Genomic DNA, 19707 nt, shown 5'->3' with positions numbered 1-19707 from the left:
TTTATAATAATGGTTTATTAAGTTTGTTCAGGTACGGGCCAGGATACACTGCAACATCAATGCATGACCAGCCATTATTGAGAATGTCTTTGCCGTCGATTCCCTCTTTTGTGTTGTCGGGATTACTGTTGCTTTGCTTGCCGTTTTCTTCATTTGCCAGCGCCACCACATCACATATCTCTTTCAGCTACGCCGCCCGCCAGCGGATGCAAAACCGTGCGCGTTTATTAAAACAGTACCAAACTCATCTGAAAAAGCAGGCCAGCTATATTGTGGAAGGCAATGCCGAAAGCAGAAGGGCGCTACGCCAGCACAACCGGGAGCAGATAAAACAGCATCCAGAATGGTTTCCTGCGCCGCTCAAGGCGAGTGACAGACGCTGGCAGGCGCTGGCGGAAAACAACCACTTTCTAAGCAGTGACCATCTGCATAACATCACCGAAGTGGCGATTCACCGCCTGGAGCAGCAGCTTGGCAAGCCTTACGTCTGGGGCGGCACGCGGCCCGATCAAGGCTTCGACTGTAGCGGGTTAGTTTTTTATGCCTACAACAAGATCCTCGAGGCGAAGCTCCCACGTACGGCCAATGAGATGTATCACTATCGCCGGGCAACGATTGTGGCGAACAACGACCTGCGCCGGGGAGATTTGCTGTTTTTCCATATCCACAGCCGCGAGATTGCCGACCATATGGGCGTGTATTTGGGCGATGGGCAATTTATCGAGTCGCCACGTACCGGCGAAACCATTCGGATAAGCCGATTAGCCGAACCTTTCTGGCAGGACCATTTTTTGGGCGCGCGCAGGATTTTGACGGAAGAGACGATTTTGTAGGCCGGATAAGGCGTTTACGCCGCATCCGGCGGTTGTGCGCAGATGCCTGATGCGACGCTGACGCGTCTTATCATGCCTACAAATCTGTGCGTTTTTGCGAGCCGCTTTCCTGTTATTCCATCACCTCATTGCCGACCTTTCCTTTTCTTCTTACCGTTGAGAAAAAGGAGTCGCCATGTCTGAATATCGTCGTTATTACATCAAGGGGGGAACCTGGTTTTTCACGGTGAATTTACGCAATCGTCGAAGCCAACTCTTGACCACCCAGTACCAGATGCTCCGTCACGCCATTATTAAAGTTAAGCGAGACAGGCCTTTTGAAATCAACGCCTGGGTCGTTTTGCCAGAGCATATGCACTGTATCTGGACATTACCTGAAGGCGATGATGATTTTTCCTCGCGCTGGCGGGAAATTAAAAAGCAATTTACCCATGCTTGTGGATTGAAAAATATCTGGCAACCACGTTTTTGGGAGCACGCCATCCGCAATACCAAAGATTATAGGCATCATGTTGATTATATTTATATAAATCCAGTAAAGCATGGTTGGGTAAAGCAAGTGAGTGATTGGCCATTCTCAACGTTCCATCGCGATGTCGCGCGAGGGTTATATCCCATCGATTGGGCGGGGGACGTAACGGATATAAATGCTGGCGAGCGTATCATTTTATAATTATGCGCAGATGCCTGATGCGACGCTGGCGCGTCTTATCGTGCCTACAAACTTGTGCCGCATCCGGCAATTGTGCGCGGATGCCTGATGCGACGCTGGCACATCTTATCATGCCTACAAACCTGCGCCTGAACGGTAGGCCGGATAAGGCGTTCACGCCGCATCCGGCGGTTATGCACCGATGCCTGATGCGACGCTGACGCGTCTTATCATGCCTACATCAACGCCCCCATAATCTTCAACTCCAGCTCATCCGGCACTTCGTTATACGACAGCACATGCAGCCCCGGCGCAAACAACCTTGCATAACGCGCCAGCAAAGGGCGCAGCTGCGGTGGCACCAGCAGCACCGGGTCTTTCCCCGCCGCTTTCATCTGCTCTTTCACCTGTGGCATCGTACTCTGGAACTGGTTGAGCATATTCGGATCGACCGGCACGCTGTCGAGCATCACTTTCCCGCCCTGTTGCGCCTGATTCACCACGTTGGTCAGCAGATTTTCCAGCTCATTATTCAGCGTATACACCGTCAGCTCCTGCTTGCGAACGAACGGATGGGTAATGCTTCGCCGCAGCGCCAGGCGCACATCAGCTGCCAGCAGAATATGATCTTTGGTCACCGCGCTACTGGCGACCAGCACGGTGGCGATGGTGACGATATCGCGCAGGGAAACGCCTTCGGTCAGCAGCGCCCGGTACACTTTCAGCAACTGGCTGTAATTGAGCGCCGCGCTTAAATCTTCCGCCAGGCGCGGTGCCATCGACGCCAAACGGTTATGCAACTGCGTAATATCATCATAGTTAAACAAATCAGGAATATAGCTGCGCACAATCTTGTTCACATGGGTAGCAATCACGCTGGCGCTGTCGATCACCTGATACCCCATATTCAGCGCCTTCGCCTTCTGCGCAGGCTGGATCCAGGTGACCGGCATCCCATACGCCGGGTCGTTCCCCAGCACGCCGTCAATCTCGCCGTAGGTTTCGCTGGAGGGCAGGGCCATCAGTTTATCCGCCGGAATATCCGCTTCATCAGCCTTTATGCCGTTGATGAAAATGGCGTACTGACTGGGCTTAAGGCGGAAGTTTTCCCGAATGCGGATCTCCGGCAGCAGCACGCCGTTGCCGTCAGAAATCACCTGCCGCACGCCGCGAATCCGCTGGGTGAGCGGGTTACCCTGTGCTTTGTCCACCAGCGCCACCAGTTTGTAACCGAGGCTTAAACTGATAGGCTCGATCAGCGGAATGGTTTCCCAACTGACCTGCTGCTCGCTGGTTTCGGTGATGGTGCGGGTCAGCGTTTCGAGGCTTTTCTCTTCCGCCTCCGCCGCCAGCGGCTGTTTGCTCATCCGCCAGCCGGTAAAACCAAGCAGGGCGCTGAACAGCAAAAACGGCAGGTGCGGCATTCCCGGTACCACCGCCAGCACGAACATAATCCCGGTGGCGGTGTAGAGCACCGACGGGCTTGCCAGCAGCTGGTTACGCACGTCATGGGCGATATCGCCGTTGTCGCTGACGCGGGTGACGATAATCGCCGCCGCGGTGGAGAGCAGCAGGGAAGGGATCTGCGCCACCAGGCCGTCGCCGATGGTCATCAGCACATACTGCTGGAAGGCAGCATCGGCGCTCAGGTTGTATTTGAAGATCCCGATACAGACGCCGCCGATCAGGTTGATCGCCAGAATCATCATCCCGGCGATGGCGTCCCCGCGCACAAACTTCGATGCCCCGTCCATCGCGCCGTAGAAATCGGCCTCGCTGGCAACATCTTTACGCCGGGTTTGCGCCTGCGCCTGGTTGATCAATCCGGCGTTAAGATCGGCGTCAATCGCCATCTGTTTGCCGGGCATCGCGTCTAAGGTAAAGCGGGCAGAAACCTCGGAAATACGCTCGGCCCCTTTGGTGACGACAATAAAGTTGATGATCATCAGGATGATAAACACCACGAAGCCGACGACAAAGTTGCCGCCGATCACCACCTGACCAAACGACTCAATCACCTTACCCGCCGCGCCCGCGCCGAGATGCCCGTGCAGCAGCACCACGCGCGTAGAAGCAACGTTAAGCGTCAGGCGCATTAAGGTGGTGATCAGCAAAATGGTCGGGAACAGGCTGAATTCCAGCGGTCGTTTCGCCGACACCGCCACCAGCAGCACCATCACCGCCAGCACAATGTTGAAGGTGAACAGAATATCCAGCAGCGCAGGCGGCAGCGGCAAAATAACCATCGCCAGAATACACAGGATCACCAGCGGCACGCCGAGATTGCCGCCGCGCAGCAGCGCGAGGAACGATTTAGTTGTTTTCGCCATCCAGTTTAAGCACCTCTTTGGGAATGGAAATATGTCTGTTCAGGGCCGGGCGCGGCTGTGCACCCTCGCGCCAGTGTTTCATTTGCAGGACGTAGGTCAGAACGTGGGCGATGGCCCGGTAAAGCTGAAACGGAATTTGCTGGTTCACCTGGGTGGTGTAGTAAACCGAGCGCGCCAGTCGCGGGAACTCGACCACTTCCACCTGATTCTCAGCGGCGACCTGGCGAATATAGAGGGCGATTTCATCGGTGCCTTTCGCCACCACAAACGGCGCGGCGGCGCGCGACGAGTCATACTGCAACGCCACGGCGTAGTGGGTCGGGTTGGTGATCACCACGTTGGCTTTCGGCACCACTTTGCGAATTTGCCCCATCGCCAACTGCCGTTGCAGACGCCGCACGCGCGCCTTCACTTCCGACTTGCCTTCCTGGTTTTTATACTCTTCTTTCAGCTCCTGTTTGGTCATCTTCAGCCCTTTGGTAAACAGGGCTTTCGCCAGCGGCACGTCGATTAACGCAAAGAAGATAAACAGGATGACAAAGTTGCGCATCACGCAGGCGTAGAGCGATAAACCCTCATTCATCGCCAGTTTGAACGGTAGCGCCTGCAGGCCGAGAAAGGCGGCAAAGTTATTGCGCAGGCTTACCCACAGCATCACCAGCACCACCACCGACTTCATCGTCATCTTTCCCGTTTCCGCCAGATGTTCACTGGAAAACAGCCGCCCAATGCCTTTTAACGGGCTGATTTTGCTGAAATCCGGGAGGATTTTTTTCGGCAGAAACAGCCAGCCGCCGGGCACCAGCGAAGAGAGTAGCGCGGCAGCGGGCATCGGCAGCAAGGTGAGAATAAACTTGCCGAGTATTAACAGGTGATGGCGCAGAAACTGGCCGATCACCTCCGGGTTATTAATCTCCTGCGCGTACTGATGCACGCTGATAAAACTCTCGCGCACAAAATCGGCATACCACGGGAAGCTGCTGGAGATCACCACAAACGCCGCAAACAGGCTCGCCGCCAGCCCCATATCCTTCGAGCGCGGCAGTTGCCCCTCTTCACGCGCTTTACGCAGCTTTTGCGCCGAGGGTTTTTCTGTTTTTTCTTCGCTGCTGCTATCCGCCATAGTGACCTTTCAGCGCGTCGAGTTGCTGCAACACAAAATTCGCCAGATGCAGATAGTGATCCGGCAGGTTGTAGAGCAGGGTGGCAAAGCAGACCAGCCCCGCCAGCATGTTGATGGGAAAACCGAGTGAAAAAAGGTTCAGCGGCGGCGCAATGCGGTTGAGCAGGCCAAAGCAGCCCTGCACAATCAGCATGATAAAAGTGGTTGGCAGCGCCAGCAGCGATGCGGACGCCAGCACCCAGCTAAAGGCCAGCGCGATGGTGCGCAGGGTTTGCGGATGCAGCGCGTTGCCAATCGGCCAGTAGGTAAAGCCCTTATACAGCACACTCACCAGCAGCAGATGCCCGTCCATGGCAAAAAACAGCAGGATCGCGTAGACGTTGATGAGCTCCGCCAGCACGGTGGTCGATGCGCCACTGCTCGGGTCGTTCATCACCGCCATGCTCATCCCCATATTGAACGAGAGAATTTGCCCGGCCAGCTGTAGCGCCAGAAACAAAAACTGAAACATCAGCCCGAATAACATGCCCCATAAAATTTGCTCCACCGTCAGGATCAGGCTGTTGAGTGAAAGCAGGTCGTGGGGAATGGGATGCGGAATTAACGGCGTGATGATGATTGCCAGCGCCAGCGACAAAATAATCCGCACGCGCACGGTCAGGGCGCTGTTATCCAGCACTGGCACATAGCGCAGAAACGCCATAATGCGCACAAAGGGAAACCACAGCCCCAGCGCCAGATCCATCAGTTGCGTAACGTCGCTTGTGCGCATCTTAATGCACCAGCAGGGCGGCCTGGGTAAACAGGTGAATGCAGAGATCATGCAACTGGATAATCATCCATTTGCCGCACACGCCCAGCACCACCAGCGTGACAATCAGCCTCGGCAAAAAGCTCAGGGTCTGTTCGTTAATCTGCGTTACCGCCTGGAACACGCTCACCAGCAGGCCGACCAGCAAACTCGGCACCACCAGTACCGAAACCAGCAAAATCACTACTTTTATGCCGCTGGCGACAATGTCGGCGGCAACGTCTACGGTCAACATAATCAGCCCAGCCCCAGCCCGCGAATGCTGGTGGTGAGCGTGCCGATGGTCAGCGACCAGCCGTCGATCAGCACAAACAGCATCAGCTTAAAGGGCAGCGAAACAATCAGCGGCGACAGCATCATCATCCCCATCGCCATCAGTACGCTTGCGACAATCAGGTCGATAACCAGAAACGGGATGTAAATCATAAAGCCAATCTGGAAAGCGGTTTTCAGCTCGCTCAACACATAGGCGGGCACCACGATAGAGAGATCCTGGTCGGCGGCATTGCCCTTCGCGCCTCCGATGGTCATGATTTGCGCCATCGCTTTTTTGTCGGTCTGCGCCAGCATAAAGCGTTTGAGTGGCGTCGCGGCGGTGCTTAACGCATCGGTCAGGGTAATCTGATCGTTTTCGAACGGCACTACTGCGTGGTCGTAAATATTGAGCCAGATGGGGCGCATCACCAGCATGGTGAGGGAGAGCGCAATGCCAATCAGAATGCGGTTTGGCGGCGTTTGTTGCAGCCCTAGCGCCTGGCGCAGCAGCGACAGCACGATAATAAAGCGCGCAAAGCAGGTCATCATCAGCGCCATCGTCGGCAGCAAACCGACGAGGGTCATCAGAATCAGTACCTGAATTTTGACGCTGTACTCCTGAGTGTTGCCGTGGGTGACCACGTTAAGCAGCGCAATATCGCCGCCCTGGGCGATTGCCAGCGGCGCAAGCGCCAGCAGCCCAAGGCCCAGCGTCAGTTGAGTGCGGCGTTTCATGGTGCCAGGTCGTTGATATCGCGGGTGTTAAATTCCAGCACGCGCAGGCCGTACTTCTCGTTGACCACCACCACTTCCGCTTTGCCCAGCAGGATATTGTTCACTTTAATATCCAGCGGCTCCCCGGCGAGTTTATCCAGCTCAATCACCGTGTCGTCGTCGATGTTAAGGAGGTCGGCTAACATGATCTCCACCGACGACACTTCCAGCGTTAAGGTCACCGGAATGCGTTTTAGCAGCGTCATCGAGTCGGAAAAACGGTCTTCCAGGCGGGGGACCAGCGTTTCAGCGTCGGCGGATTTTGCGACAGGCGCAACTTCATCGGTGAGGCCAAAATCCCCGGCTAAAATATCTTCTTGCTTACTCATGGCTATTCTCATTTTTGCCCGCCAGCTCCGACAAAAACAGTTTGTCTTTGTCTTCCACAATCAGGGCGCTAAATAATTCAGATTGCCCAATCGCCACCGGGAACGTTTCTCCCAGCGAGATGGGTAAAATATCCCCGGCTTTTATCTGCGTGAGATCCGCGACATTCATCGATAGCTCGGCGATTTTGACGTTCAGGGTCAGCGGCAGGGAGCGGATGATCTCTTTAATCAGGGCCGGTTTATTGACGGATTTCGCCACCTGCTGCGGTTTACTGTGCTCGCTGTGGCGGATCAGATTTAAAATAAAATCGGTGTGGGCGTCGTCGAGCAAAATACGAAAACAGCTCTCTTCATCGCCCGCAAGGGTAAAGGTTAATTGATACGCCCAGTGGGTAATCACCGTGCTGCTGTCCAGCTTTAATTTCAGCGCAATACCGGAGGTTTGCAGATTAAATATCAGCGTGCAGATATCCAGCGCGAGTCGGTTCTTTAATCGTGTTTCGGTTTTGGTCGGCAGGCCGTTATGCGCTTTCGCCTCTTCAAGAGACGACTCCAGACCATAAAAATTGCCCAGCAGCATTAACAGCAAGGAGCGATCAATATCAAACGCCAGATGCCCGACCTGGGAAATCATTAGTTCAGCGTTTTTATTAATAATATCCATTTCGCAGCCAATCTTTTTTAAGGTGATATTGCTGCGATGCTTTTTGAGAAAGTAGCTGCCCAGATGCGAATCAATCACGTCAAAATTCCCCGTAAACAGGGGCGGCAGGTGATGGTAGGGGCGTCCGAGCCGATTACCTTCTAATTTAAAGATGCCTGGCGTTTTACTGTACTTCAGCATGGCTTACTTTCTCTGCTGTAATGGTATGGGCGATTTTGTGCACGCAAATCCGGCAGTGACACAAGGTGAGGTATTAAATAGAGGGGGAGTGAAAGGGGCAAATTATTAATAGGATGAAAAAATAATTAAATTATTAAAGGGCTAGATATCAGGCATCGTCATAACACATTGCACGAACCGTAGGCCTGATAAGACGCGCAGCGTCGCATCAGGCATCGGCGCACGATTGCCGGATGCGGCGTAAACGCCTTATCCGGCCTACATGGATAACTCATTGTTTACCATAAAATAATATTTTTATTATCGTTTAATTCGAACTTGTTAATCCCGCCGGTGATACGCTTCACAATATCCTGTTTTCTGTCGCTACTGATATCGTTCACCCTATGTCTGAACTTATTGCAACTGCCGCTTCCAGCATTAACGCTTTTACTCTGGCAAAGCGTGTCGCCGCATTTAACGTGCCGGTGCTCATTCAGGGCGAAACCGGCGCGGGCAAAGAATGCGTGGCGAAATATATTCACACCGTAGCCTTTGGTGAAAATGATAACGCGCCCTATATCGGCGTGAACTGCGCAGCGATCCCGGAAAACATGCTGGAAGCTACATTATTTGGCTACGACAAAGGCGCATTTACCGGCGCAATTGCCAGTGTGCCAGGAAAAATGGAACTGGCGAATAACGGCACCTTATTACTCGATGAAATTGGCGATATGCCGCTGGCGCTACAGGCCAAAATATTACGCGTATTGCAGGAGCAACAGGTTGAGCGATTAGGCAGCAACCGACAAATTAAACTCAATTTTCGCCTGATTGCCTGCACCAATAAAAACCTTGAACAGGAAGTGGCTGCCGGGCGTTTTCGTGAAGATCTCTATTATCGTCTGGCGGTTATTCCTATTACCATGCCGCCACTGCGTGAACGTCTGAACGATATTATTCCGCTGGCAGAGTCATTTATAAAAAAGTACTCCACGGTGCTGGTGAAAAATATCACCCTTTCAGAATCTACCCGCCGGGCGCTGCTCAATTACCGCTGGCCCGGCAACGTGCGCCAGCTGGAGAACGCCATTCAGCGGGGAATGATTTTAAATCGCGACGGCGTGATTTACCCGGATGCCTTAGGCCTGCCGGAAACGGACGTTGCCGACCGCAGCGAACTGCAATGGCCTGTTCAGCCCGCCGTCCACATTGCCGAAACCAGCGATTTGGGCCAGCACGGACGAAGCGCCCAGTATCAATATATCGCTGACCTGATGCGTAAATATCAGGGCAACCGCAGCAAAATCGCCGACCTGTTAGGCATTACCCCGCGCGCACTGCGCTATCGACTGGCCTCCATGCGCAAGCAAGGTATCGAAGTTTTCTCCTGACCCGGAAGTTAAAAATGAGCATTACCACAATCAACAGCACCATGCAGGCGCAAATCATGCAGGACGTGCAGCGGATGCAGGCCAACGCCCAGGCGCCGGTGCTACCCGCCATGACCTTCAGTTCCACAGACCCGGACGTGTCGTTTAACCGCATTATGTACGGCGCGCTTGGTCATGTTGATCAGTTCCAGCAGGTGGCGGAGCAGCAGCAAACGGCTGTCGACACGGGCAAAAGTGATGACCTGGCAGGTGCGATGATCGCCAGCCAGCAGGCGTCGCTCTCTTTCTCCGCGCTGGTGCAGGTGCGCAATAAAATCGCCACCGGGTTTAACGACCTGATGAGTATGTCGATCTAACCCTATGAATGCACAAATAAAGAAGTTAACCCAGGCGTTTCCGGCGTTTCGACTGCGTCTCGTAGATAACAAACGCTGGGCGTTGATGGCGGGAGTGGGGCTTGCCGTGGCGGCGACGGCGATTATCGTCAGCGTGCTGTGGACCGGTAATCGCGGCTACGTTTCGCTCTACGGACGCCAGGAAAATCTGCCCGTGTCGCAGATTGTCACGGTGCTGGACGGCGAAAAGCTCAGCTACCGCATCGACCCGCAGAGCGGGCAGATTCTGGTGCCGGAAGATGAACTGTCGAAAACGCGTATGACCCTTGCCGCGAAAGGCGTGCAGGCGATATTGCCCAGCGGCTACGAGCTGATGGACAAAGACGAAGTGCTCGGCAGCAGCCAGTTCGTGCAGAACGTGCGCTATAAACGCAGCCTCGAAGGGGAGCTGGCGCAGAGCATTATGTCGCTGGACGCGGTGGAGAGCGCGCGGGTGCATCTGGCGCTCAACGAAGAAAGCTCGTTTGTGGTCAGCGATGAGCTGCAAAACAGCGCCTCGGTGGTGGTGCGTCTGCACTACGGCGCGAAGCTGAATATGGACCAGGTGAACGCCATCGTGCATCTGGTTTCCGGCAGTATTCCGGGGCTGCAGGCCAGCAAAGTCAGCGTCGTCGATCAGGCGGGAAATCTGCTAACCGACGGCATTGGCGCGGGCGAGGCGGTCTCTGCCGCTACCCGTAAACGCGATCAGATCCTCAAAGACATTCAGGACAAAACCCGCGCCAGCGTGGCGAACGTGCTGGATTCGCTGGTCGGCAGCGGGAATTACCGTGTCAGCGTGATGCCGGATCTCGACCTCAGCACCATCGACGAAACTCAGGAACACTACGGAGACGCGCCGAAAATAAACCGCGAAGAGAGCGTGCTGGACAGCGACACCAATCAGGTGGCGATGGGTGTGCCCGGCTCTCTCAGCAACCGTCCGCCGGTTGCGGCGAATCAGATGACCAACGGCACGGAAGAAAATCGCTCGCCGGAAGCGTTATCCAAACACAGCGAAAGCAAGCGCGATTACTCTTACGACCGCAGCGTCCAGCATATTCAGCATCCCGGCTTTGCGGTGAAACGCCTCAACGTGGCGGTGGTGCTCAATCAAAACGCCCCGGCGCTGAAAAACTGGAAGCCGGAACAGACCACGCAGCTTACCGCGTTGCTGAACAATGCCGCCGGGATCGACGCGCAACGTGGAGATAACCTGACGCTTTCACTGCTTAACTTTGTCCCGCAGGTGGTCCCGGTCGAACCGGTGATCCCGCTGTGGAAAGATGACAGCGTGCTGGCCTGGGTGCGGCTGATTGGCTGCGGCCTGCTGGCGCTGTTGTTGCTGTTCTTTGTGGTGCGCCCGGTAATGAAACGCCTGACGGCGGTGCGTGCGCCGGTTATCACACCAGAACCGGAAGCTGTCAGCGAACCGTGGATCGCTATGCCGGAAGAGGAGCGCAAAAACGTCGATCTGCCGTCGCTGCCCGGCGATGACAGCCTGCCTTCGCAGAGTTCCGGCCTCGAAGTGAAACTCGAGTTCCTGCAAAAACTGGCCATGAGCGACACCGATCGCGTAGCCGAAGTTCTCAGACAATGGATCACCAGCAATGAGCGAATTGACAACAAATAAGAGCAACAGCTACCTGGAACAGGCGGCGATCCTGCTGCTGTGTCTGGGCGAAGAGGCGGCGGCGACGGTGATGCAAAAACTCAGCCGCGAAGAAGTAGTGCGCCTGAGCGAAAACATGGCGCGGCTTTCCGGCGTCAAAACCAGCATGGCGCGCAAAGTGATCAATAACTTCTTTGATGAGTTCCGCGAACAGAGCGGGATCAACGGCGCATCGCGATCCATGTTGCAGGGTATTCTCAACAAAGCCCTCGGCACCGAGATCGCCAGCAGCGTGATCAACGGCATCTACGGCGATGAGATCCGCTCGCGGATGGCGCGCCTGCAATGGGTGGAACCACGCCAGCTGGCGATGCTGATCTCCGAAGAGCATTTGCAATTACAGGCGGTGTTCCTCGCGTTTCTGACGCCGGAAATCTCGGCGGCGGTGCTCTCGTATCTCAATGAATCGGTGCAAAACGAAATTCTCTATCGGGTGGCGAAACTCAACGACGTTAACCGCGACGTGGTGGATGAACTGGACAGGCTGATCGAACGCGGCCTGTCGGTGCTCTCTGAACATGGCTCGAAGGTGAAAGGCATCAAACAGGCGGCGGATATCGTCAACCGCTTCCAGGGTAACCAGCAGGTGATCCTCGACCAGATGCGCGAGCGCGACGAAGAGGTGCTGGAGCAGCTCCAGGATGAGATGTACGACTTCTTTATCCTCAGCCGCCAGAACGAAGAGGTACGTCGACGTCTGCTCGACGAAGTGCCGATGGAAGACTGGGCGGTGGCGCTGAAAGGCACCGAAGCCCTGTTGCGGCGCTCGATTTACGCGGTAATGCCAAAACGTCAGGTGCAACAACTGGAAGCGATCACCGCGCGCCTGGGGCCGGTGCCGGTCAGCCGTATCGAACAGATCCGCCGCGAAATCATGGGCATCGCCCGTGAACTGGAAGAGGCGGGCGAAATTCAGCTACAGCTCTTTGCGGAACAGACGGCGGAGTAACCCATGACCATTGAAACACTGCGCGGGCGCTATCGCCTGCACCGCTTCCCGCCGCGCCAGCGTGCGGTGACCGGAGAACCGCTCACCGCCAGCATTAGCGCCGCCGATTACCAGCGCCAGTTGATGGACGGTTTTCAGGAAGGGCTGCAAAAAGGTTTTGCTCAGGGAATGACCGAAGGTCAGGAGCAGGGCTTTAGCGAAGGTCATCAGCAAGGTTTTGCCGAGGGGCGACGCCAGGGCTACACCGAAGGCAGTCTCGCCGGGCAGCAGGAAGGGCGCAAACAGTTTGTTGAGGCGGCGCAGCCGCTGGAAGCCATCACCGGTAAAGTGAACGACTTTCTCGCCCATATCGAACGTAAACAGCGGGAAGATTTGCTGCAACTGGTGGAAAAGGTGACGCGGCAGGTGATCCGCTGCGAACTGGCGCTGCAACCGACGCAGTTGCTGGCGCTGGTGGAAGAGGCGCTGGCGGCCTTCCCGGCGATGCCGGAAACCCTGCAAGTGATGCTGAGTACGGAAGAGTTTAACCGCCTGCGCGACGCGGTGCCGGAAAAGGTCAGCGAATGGGGGCTGACGCCTTCGCCGGATCTGCCACCGGGCGAATGCCGGGTGATCACCGACAAATCCGAACTGGATATCGGCTGCGAGCATCGCCTTGAACAATGCATGACCGCGCTGAAAGAAACACTCACGCCGGAGTCGCAGGGTGAGTGATTTTTCTGCGTTCGATAACGCCCTGCGCTCGCTGGAGTCGATCCCGCTGGCCCGCGTCGCCGGGCGGCTGGTGCGCCTTAACGGCATCCTGCTGGAGAGTGTCGGCTGCCCGCTAATGACCGGGCAGCTGTGCCGCATCGAAAGTGCCAATCACACGCTGATCGACGCGCAGGCCGTGGGCTTTAATCGCGACATCACCTATTTAATGCCGTTTAAACAGCCGGTCGGCCTGATGGCAGGCGCACGCGTCTTCCCGGAAGAAAAAGCCCACGACATCCTGATAGGCGAAAGCTGGTTAGGCCGCGTGGTGAATGGCCTCGGCGAACCGCTGGATGGCAAAGGCCGCCTGAACGGCAACGACCTTCTGCCGCCGTTGCCGCCCTCGGTTAATCCCTTAACTCGTCGTTCGGTAGACGAACCGCTGGACGTGGGCGTGAAAGCGATCAACGGCCTGCTGACCATCGGCAAAGGCCAGCGCGTCGGACTAATGGCAGGCAGCGGCGTCGGGAAAAGCGTGCTGCTGGGGATGATCACCCGCCAGACCAAAGCCGATATCGTGGTGGTTGGGCTGATTGGGGAACGCGGGCGCGAAGTGAAAGAGTTTATCGACCACTCGCTGGGCGCGGACGGGCTGGCAAAGTCTATCGTCGTCGTCGCGCCTGCCGATGAATCGCCGCTGATGCGTCTGAAAGCCACCGAACTGTGCCACTCCATCGCCGCCTGGTTTCGCGACCGCGGGCATCACGTCTTACTGCTGGTGGATTCCCTGACCCGCTACGCGATGGCGCAGCGGGAAATCGCCCTCTCGCTCGGCGAACCGCCCGCCACCAAAGGTTATCCGCCATCGGCATTCGGCATGATCCCCAAACTGGTCGAAAGCGCAGGCAACAGCGAAAGCGCGGGATCGATGACCGCCATCTACACCGTGCTGGCGGAAGGTGACGACCAGCAAGATCCGATTGTCGACTGCGCGCGCGCGGTGCTGGACGGGCATATCGTATTAACCCGCAAACTGGCGGAAGCGGGGCACTATCCGGCCATTGATATCGGCCAGTCGATCAGCCGCTGCATGAACCAGGTCACCAGCCTGGAACATCAGCAATCCGCCCGCGCGTTAAAGCAAAACTATGCCGCCTATATGGAGATCAAACCTCTGATCCCGCTCGGCGGCTATGTGGCAGGTGCCGACGCCAGCGTCGACAAAGCGGTGAAAATGTTTCCGGCCATTGAGCGATTTTTGCGCCAGGAGATGCGCGAACCCGCCTCCCTCGAACTGGTGCAAAGCCGCCTGCAAATCCTCTTTCCTTGTGCCAAAAAGGCAGAACAGTAACTATGCGACAAATCATCGACACCCTGGCGCAGTTGCAGCGCCTGCGGGATAAATCGGTCAAAGACAAAACCGTCGAGCTGGCAAAGCAAAAACAGATTTGCGCGGGTTATGACAACAATATCAAGGCGTTAGGCTACCTTGTCGAGAAAACATCTGCGGGTGCGGCGGTGTCGGTGGAATCGCTGAAAAACGTCAGCGGCTACAAAGGCACCCTGCGCAAGGTAATCGCCTGGCAGGAGCAGGAAAAAACGCTGGCCAATATCAAAGCCACGCGAATGCAGAAAAACCTCACGGCGGCGGCGTGCGAAGAGAAAGTAGTCGCCCTGACGCTGGACGACAAACGCCGCGAGCAACAAGAAAGCGCCACGGCGAAAGCGCAAAAAGCGGTGGACGACATCGCCGTGCAGTGCTGGCTGCGGCACAAATTAGCGGAGTAGCCATGAAAACGGTCATCACCTTCGGCACCTTCGATGTGTTTCATGTCGGTCATCTGCGCCTTTTACAACGCGCCCGCGCATTGGGCGAGCGGCTGCTGGTCGGCGTATCGTCCGACGCCCTGAACATCGCCAAAAAGGGCAGGGCACCGGTTTACCATCAGGATGACCGCATGGCGATCATCGCCGGGCTGGCGTGCGTGGATGGCGTATTTCTGGAAGAGTCGCTGGAGCAAAAAGCGGAGTATTTGCGCGGGTACAGTGCGGATATTTTAGTGATGGGGGATGACTGGGCAGGGAAGTTTGACAGCTTTGCGTATATTTGTGAGGTGGTCTATTTCCCCCGCACGCCGTCGGTGTCGACGACGGGGATTATTGAGGTGATTAGAGGGCTTTTATAAAGTACTAAAACAGAGATGTATTTTCTTGCCGGATGCGCGGTTTACCCCAGCGCCTCCACAATCACAATCGCCGCCCGTTCTCCCGCCTTGCCATCCATAAACGCATCGCAATAGTGATGGCGAATCTCCGTAAGCCGCGCCTGCACCGACCCCCAGTCAAACGCCTCTGACAACAAATAACGCAGTTCTGCAACATCATGAGCAACCGGCAATATTTCGCGGATTCGCTGGTCGGCGCTCTCTGCCGTGGAATAACTTTTCTCACCGTCGAGCAAATCATTCATGCCCGGAAAGTCGAGCAGGATCACCCGCTTATCAACGTGGATAGCATCGAAAATAAACCCGCTGTTATCGGTCAGCACGTAATCGGCTTTTGCCAGCAGCGCCAGCGTGTGGCGGGCGGAGTCGGTGCGCTGTTTTAAATGCCTGCGCACCAGGGCCAGCGATGCTGCTTCTTCCGGGCGTGAGCAGGTGCCATGGTGCAGTTTGCAAATCAGGTTCACATCACCGCTCAAGCGGCCCAATTTTTCAGCCCAGTGGGGCAGGGAGCTTAATGCGCCAAACGTTGGGGCATAGAGCACCGTAGGTTTACGGTAATCTGATTGGATGTTTTCCGGCAACGCGCGATCGAACGTGCCGTTATGCCAGGCGTCGAAGCGCGGGTTGCCGACCACTTTTGCGCTGCCGAAATGCGCCAGCGCCTGCTGACTGTAGTGGCTATAACACAAAATGCTTTGGTAAAAACGATTCCAGTCGGCGTGGTTCCACGTCTCTTTGGCTAAGCCGTACATAGCGCGGATGTTCACCGCCGCCAGGCCATTGAGCGCAGGCGTGTGGTAGGGGCTGACCAGGCATTTCACCCGCTGACCATGTGTCTGCATTTCTGACAGACGCATACCTTTAAGCTGCGGATCGTCGATGTTTTTCAGTGTTTCCAGCATCTCATCAAGAAACGGTTTAAACACGCGGTCATTGATCACTAGTGTGCAGCTCTGCCCCTGCGCCTGTAGAGCGGTGATGATTGGGCGGTACAGCGTGTAGTGGAATGAGGTTTCCATAAAAAAGCCGATGGTATCGGCGATGGGTAATGTAGATGGCTTGGTGGCTACGGGTAACTTATTGAAATAGTGAGCAATATTATCAGTCGTTTTTTTCTCGATATCACTAAAACCCGGTCGCTGGTAGCAAAGGCTCGGGTAACAGGCCAGCCATTTGTCGGCGCGTAGCAGCGGCTGCCAGCAGGCTTCCAGCGAGTGCTCATCGTTGCTCATCTGCTGCGCCAGTTGCGGGTAGTAGCGGCTGTTCACCAGATACGCGCACACTTTGCGGCAGTCCCGCGCGTGCACCAGCCCCGGCAAACTTTTTAGCATCGTTCCCTGCGAAATTTCGCCACCGAGGATCATCACCTGCCAGGGAATTTTCGCCAGGCTCGCCAGCAGCGTGTTCAGTACCTGAATATGTTTCTCCTGCTTGAGAATAACCGCGTCATCTTCCAGCAGCAGGTAGTTTTGCCAGCCGTGCTGTTGCGCCAGGCGCAGCGCCTGTAAGTGCGACTGACGGCGGCCCCGTTGACCGTTTTCATCTTCACTGGCGGCAAGGCGGGTGATCTTCTCAGGTGGAATATGCAGCAATGCCAGTTCTTCACGGATCTGTTGTAAGCGATCCGGGCGTTTATCCAGATTCAGCAGAACGATCTGATCGATCGCCTGATGGTTGATCGCCTGGTGATGAGTGGCGTTATGCAGACTCAGATAAGCATTGCGCAGCAGCGGATCGCGGACGATATCCGTAAGCGCCGCGTTTACTGGCGTGCTGGCCCCGAGAATAAAATCTTTATCAAAGGTGTTGTGACTATGCGAGATACACAGAATCGTGCGCTCGCCGGGCAGTTGCAGCGGGTTTACGCTGAAATTGTCGGTGAAACGTTTCTCTTCGCCTAAATTGCAATCATCGTCGTAACGGTGCTTTTTCAGGTAGTTACGGTGATAGCAAAAGGTGCCGTTGAGGATGTTATGCGGGCCAAAGCTGCGGCTTTGAAAGATGCGGTTGATGTGGCTGTACCAGATGGGGATCTGATCGGAGCCGGAGATGAGCGCCCGGTGTTTTTGCATCATGGCGATGGTGTAAGAGATTTTATCTGCCGGGTAGTAGTCGTCATCGTCCATGCAGAGGATGTATTCGCCGCGCGCCAGTTCGTTGAGCATGTTGCGTTTTTTGCCCAGCGGCAGTTTTTCCGGGTGATGGATGTAGCGGATGTTAAAGGCTTCCGGCGTGCCATTGGTCAGGCGGTCGATGATGTGTTGATGGCTTTGTGGGGAATCGTCGAGGATGATGAGTTCGCGGCGGTCTGCCGGGTAATCCTGATAGCGGTACATATAGAGCAGGTACGGCAGGAATGCGCCGCGGTTCCAGGTTGGCGTGACGACGCTGACAAACGGTTTTTCGCGGTGGGTGTTGAGTGTTTTGATGATGGTTGGTGTTGGCATGGTGTTTGGGTGAGTTAATGGGTGAATGTGATGAATGTGCGCGCTGATGCCCTCACCCCAACCCTCTCCCACAGGGAGAGGGAGAAAATCAGCGCCGATTTTAACACTGTGCTCGATCGGTCCCCTCGCCCCTTTGGGGAGAGGGTTAGGGTGAGGGGCAAAGCGCGCACAGAGCGACTCACGTTAGCAGCGAAAACGCTGAAAGCAGCGGGTCGGCGGCACATAACGACTGAATTTGCTGGCGAACCAACAGCGCATTTTCACTGGCTCGCCAGCGTTCAAACATGGCAAAGAGGGCGAAAATATCCTCCTGCCGCAGCGAAGAACCATCCAGCGTCCATAAACTGATTAACGTGCGGAGGAGATAAAAATCGCACACCAGCGGGAAATAATCCGCCCCGTCAGTCTGCCCAATCACATCGTGGTAAACGCGGTAAATCAGCCAGTTACGCATCATCCAGGGCGCGGTGGCAAAATGCTGTTGCCAGGTGGTTTGCCACTGCGTCTGAAGCTGCTGTTGTAACAGGGCTTCGCTGTTAGCGTCATGCAGCGTCAGCAAAGGCATCTGCAACGGCAGCGAAGTTTTGCGCGGGCTTTCCGGCAAAATCGACCAGTCAAACGTAAAACTCCCGAGTAACGTGGCCAGGTGACGCGCCAGCTGTGGCACGGGCGGCAGCTGGGCGAACTGTGCCTGTAGGATGCCTTTTTTCGCATGATCGGCCAGCGCCTGCGGCAGCGTCGTCAAACGGGCAAGAATATCTCCGTCTCTGCCCGGCATTTTACTGGCGCGGGAGAGCAGGATACCGACGGCATACAATGACAGTTCTGGTGTTAAATCACGGAGCGTGAGGGTACTCAAAATCACCTGGTTTACTATCGCATCGCGCGCGGAAAGCTCTGCGGCATTTTCTTCCACAGGACGGTAGGTGAGCTGTAAATCAAAGGCCCTGACATCGTTGAGCACCGCTTCGCAGCTGGCAATATCGGTCAATGACAGGCTCAGGCGAATCTCGTTTTTCCACACCTTGCGGACGTATAAAGGCGAACCGGGGTGACGCGCTAAAAATTTGCGCACGTATTCCGGTTCGTAACATTCAATAAAACTCATAGGTGGCTTCCAGTCTTTAATGCTGTGCAGAATGTGCAATAAGCGTGCCGAGATTTTTTGTAATCAAAAACAAAGGATTGAGAATCAGGCGGAAAATCCGTTTCCGCTATGGGGAAGGTATGCGCGTTATTCCTGATAGAGAAAATCTGCTTCGCTGCCTAAAAATGACTGAATAAATTCATACTGGCGAATCAACAGCTCGCCGTTTTTATCGTTGTAGGTTTTGCAGCGTTCCGCTTTTTGCTCAAGGCGTTGCCACAATTGTTGTGCTGCCGCTTTTTGGACCGCCGGAAGCCAGGCAAACACCTGCGCCAGACCGTCACGATTTACGCTAACACCGAGCATTTTCAGCAGGCTATGCCGCTGATGGCTATGCCCATGCAACTGTTCATAGTGATGGGTTATCTCCTCGTTTACCGCCAGCAACTCTTCGCTGGCGCGGCGAATCATGCAGATCCGCTGGCGCTGAAGAAGTTCGCGCAGGGAATCATACAGAGCGTCGTCGGCACGAATTCCCTGCAACAACGCCTTCACCTGTTGTAACCGGATACTCACTTCATCGGCCTCTTAGTTCTGGAAAAAACTCAGCATGTCGCTGGCTAACTGTTCGGTGTCCACTTGTAGACTGCCAGAGGCCAGCATCGCCTGCATTTGCGCCACTTTGTCGCTGTCGATATCGCTCTCTTGCTGGTCGTTCAGCGTTTGCTGGGCGGACTGCAATCCCGCCTGAGTAATGTCGTCGGCGCTCAGCGTCGTGGTGGTGGTCGCCGTGGTTTTGCGCGGCTGGCTGGAGCCTGCCGTTGTGGCTGTCGGGCGATTGCCTGGCATAGTCGGGGTGATTTTCATCGCAACCTCGTCTCGGTAATTGGGTGGGTTACTGCGGTAAAGCGGTTAACAGGCGGCAAAACTTTAATC

General features: G+C 55.5%; 21 protein-coding genes. 10 read left to right on the top strand and 11 right to left on the bottom strand.

The window, feature by feature from the left end; translation table 11 throughout:
• Window positions 1–83 precede the first annotated feature (83 nt).
• Together K0778_RS15230 and rayT are read left to right on the top strand one after the other, a co-directional pair.
• Complete coding sequence (locus K0778_RS15230; RefSeq protein WP_014639831.1) at window positions 84–833, top strand: C40 family peptidase; 750 nt, start codon at window positions 84–86, stop codon at window positions 831–833.
• A gap of 175 nt (window positions 834–1008) precedes the next feature.
• A complete protein-coding gene (rayT, locus tag K0778_RS15225; protein ID WP_000006256.1) occupies window positions 1009–1506 on the top strand; it encodes an REP-associated tyrosine transposase RayT in 498 nt (165 codons plus the stop codon).
• 215 nt (window positions 1507–1721) lie between these two features.
• Here rayT and K0778_RS15220 read toward each other — a convergent pair whose 3' ends face one another.
• The 7 genes from K0778_RS15220 to K0778_RS15190 are packed head-to-tail and all read right to left on the bottom strand — an operon-like array spanning window position 1722 to window position 7951.
• Window positions 1722–3815 (bottom strand): flagellar biosynthesis protein FlhA, encoded by a 2094-nt coding sequence (locus K0778_RS15220; RefSeq protein WP_032083916.1) that lies wholly within the window; start codon window positions 3813–3815, stop codon window positions 1722–1724.
• Complete coding sequence (flhB, locus tag K0778_RS15215) at window positions 3799–4938, bottom strand: flagellar type III secretion system protein FlhB (RefSeq protein WP_063084598.1); 1140 nt, start codon at window positions 4936–4938, stop codon at window positions 3799–3801. The genes K0778_RS15220 and flhB overlap by 17 nt, the downstream gene beginning before the upstream one ends.
• Window positions 4928–5710, bottom strand: a complete 783-nt coding sequence (fliR, locus tag K0778_RS15210; RefSeq protein ID WP_001260503.1) for a flagellar biosynthetic protein FliR — start codon at window positions 5708–5710, stop codon at window positions 4928–4930. The genes flhB and fliR overlap by 11 nt, the downstream gene beginning before the upstream one ends.
• A 1-nt stretch (window position 5711) precedes the next feature.
• The gene (locus K0778_RS15205) at window positions 5712–5984 is read right to left on the bottom strand and encodes a flagellar biosynthetic protein FliQ (protein ID WP_000958542.1); all 273 of its coding nucleotides are present in this window, start codon (window positions 5982–5984) and stop codon (window positions 5712–5714) included.
• Window positions 5985–5986: 2 nt separating this feature from the next.
• Window positions 5987–6739, bottom strand: coding sequence for a flagellar type III secretion system pore protein FliP (gene fliP, locus K0778_RS15200; protein WP_000830273.1), 753 nt, complete (start codon window positions 6737–6739; stop codon window positions 5987–5989).
• The gene (locus tag K0778_RS15195) at window positions 6736–7107 is read right to left on the bottom strand and encodes a FliM/FliN family flagellar motor switch protein (protein WP_001635785.1); all 372 of its coding nucleotides are present in this window, start codon (window positions 7105–7107) and stop codon (window positions 6736–6738) included. The genes fliP and K0778_RS15195 overlap by 4 nt, the downstream gene beginning before the upstream one ends.
• Entirely contained in the window at window positions 7100–7951 is an 852-nt protein-coding gene (locus tag K0778_RS15190; RefSeq protein ID WP_063084597.1) for a FliM/FliN family flagellar motor switch protein, read from the bottom strand. The genes K0778_RS15195 and K0778_RS15190 overlap by 8 nt, the downstream gene beginning before the upstream one ends.
• Before the next feature lie 386 nt (window positions 7952–8337).
• Between K0778_RS15190 and K0778_RS15185 the strand changes: the two genes are divergently transcribed.
• Genes K0778_RS15185 through K0778_RS15150 form a run of 8 tightly spaced genes read left to right on the top strand, consistent with a single transcriptional unit; the run spans window position 8338 to window position 15198 of the window.
• Entirely contained in the window at window positions 8338–9324 is a 987-nt protein-coding gene (locus K0778_RS15185; RefSeq protein WP_001292204.1) for a sigma-54-dependent Fis family transcriptional regulator, read from the top strand.
• Between the two features lie 14 nt (window positions 9325–9338).
• Window positions 9339–9680 (top strand): flagellar hook-basal body complex protein FliE, encoded by a 342-nt coding sequence (locus tag K0778_RS15180; protein ID WP_000029089.1) that lies wholly within the window; start codon window positions 9339–9341, stop codon window positions 9678–9680.
• A gap of 4 nt (window positions 9681–9684) precedes the next feature.
• Window positions 9685–11331 (top strand): flagellar basal-body MS-ring/collar protein FliF, encoded by a 1647-nt coding sequence (gene fliF, locus K0778_RS15175; protein WP_001752079.1) that lies wholly within the window; start codon window positions 9685–9687, stop codon window positions 11329–11331.
• Complete coding sequence (locus K0778_RS15170) at window positions 11309–12319, top strand: flagellar motor switch protein FliG (protein ID WP_001293173.1); 1011 nt, start codon at window positions 11309–11311, stop codon at window positions 12317–12319. The genes fliF and K0778_RS15170 overlap by 23 nt, the downstream gene beginning before the upstream one ends.
• A 3-nt stretch (window positions 12320–12322) precedes the next feature.
• On the top strand, window positions 12323–13033 hold the full coding sequence (gene fliH / locus K0778_RS15165) for a flagellar assembly protein FliH (RefSeq protein WP_000151519.1): 711 nt from the start codon (window positions 12323–12325) through the stop codon (window positions 13031–13033).
• Window positions 13026–14363 carry a flagellar protein export ATPase FliI gene (gene fliI / locus K0778_RS15160; RefSeq protein ID WP_001279403.1) on the top strand — a complete coding sequence of 446 codons (1338 nt, stop codon included), beginning with the start codon at window positions 13026–13028 and terminating at the stop codon, window positions 14361–14363. Before fliH ends, fliI begins: the two co-directional genes overlap by 8 nt.
• 2 nt (window positions 14364–14365) lie before the next feature.
• Window positions 14366–14800 (top strand): flagellar export protein FliJ, encoded by a 435-nt coding sequence (gene fliJ / locus K0778_RS15155; RefSeq protein ID WP_001248924.1) that lies wholly within the window; start codon window positions 14366–14368, stop codon window positions 14798–14800.
• Between the two features lie 2 nt (window positions 14801–14802).
• Entirely contained in the window at window positions 14803–15198 is a 396-nt protein-coding gene (locus K0778_RS15150) for an adenylyltransferase/cytidyltransferase family protein (protein WP_000859525.1), read from the top strand.
• Between the two features lie 41 nt (window positions 15199–15239).
• Here the strand turns inward: K0778_RS15150 and K0778_RS15145 are convergent, their stop codons facing one another.
• The 4 genes from K0778_RS15145 to flgM all read right to left on the bottom strand — a co-directional run bounded on the left by K0778_RS15145 (window position 15240) and on the right by flgM (window position 19638).
• The gene (locus tag K0778_RS15145) at window positions 15240–17684 is read right to left on the bottom strand and encodes a glycosyltransferase (protein WP_001143108.1); all 2445 of its coding nucleotides are present in this window, start codon (window positions 17682–17684) and stop codon (window positions 15240–15242) included.
• 178 nt (window positions 17685–17862) lie between these two features.
• Complete coding sequence (locus K0778_RS15140; protein WP_000008069.1) at window positions 17863–18792, bottom strand: hypothetical protein; 930 nt, start codon at window positions 18790–18792, stop codon at window positions 17863–17865.
• A gap of 126 nt (window positions 18793–18918) precedes the next feature.
• Entirely contained in the window at window positions 18919–19347 is a 429-nt protein-coding gene (gene flgN / locus K0778_RS15135) for a flagellar protein FlgN (RefSeq protein ID WP_000027799.1), read from the bottom strand.
• 12 nt (window positions 19348–19359) lie between these two features.
• Window positions 19360–19638 (bottom strand): flagellar biosynthesis anti-sigma factor FlgM, encoded by a 279-nt coding sequence (gene flgM / locus K0778_RS15130; protein ID WP_000705401.1) that lies wholly within the window; start codon window positions 19636–19638, stop codon window positions 19360–19362.
• Window positions 19639–19707: the final 69 nt, after the last annotated feature.

Source organism: Escherichia sp. XD33, from assembly GCF_019375075.1.
Lineage (GTDB): Bacteria > Pseudomonadota > Gammaproteobacteria > Enterobacterales > Enterobacteriaceae > Enterobacter > Enterobacter flexneri_A.
Note: the sequence above shows the minus strand (reverse complement) of the source record. Positions and strands in the feature narration are given on the sequence as shown.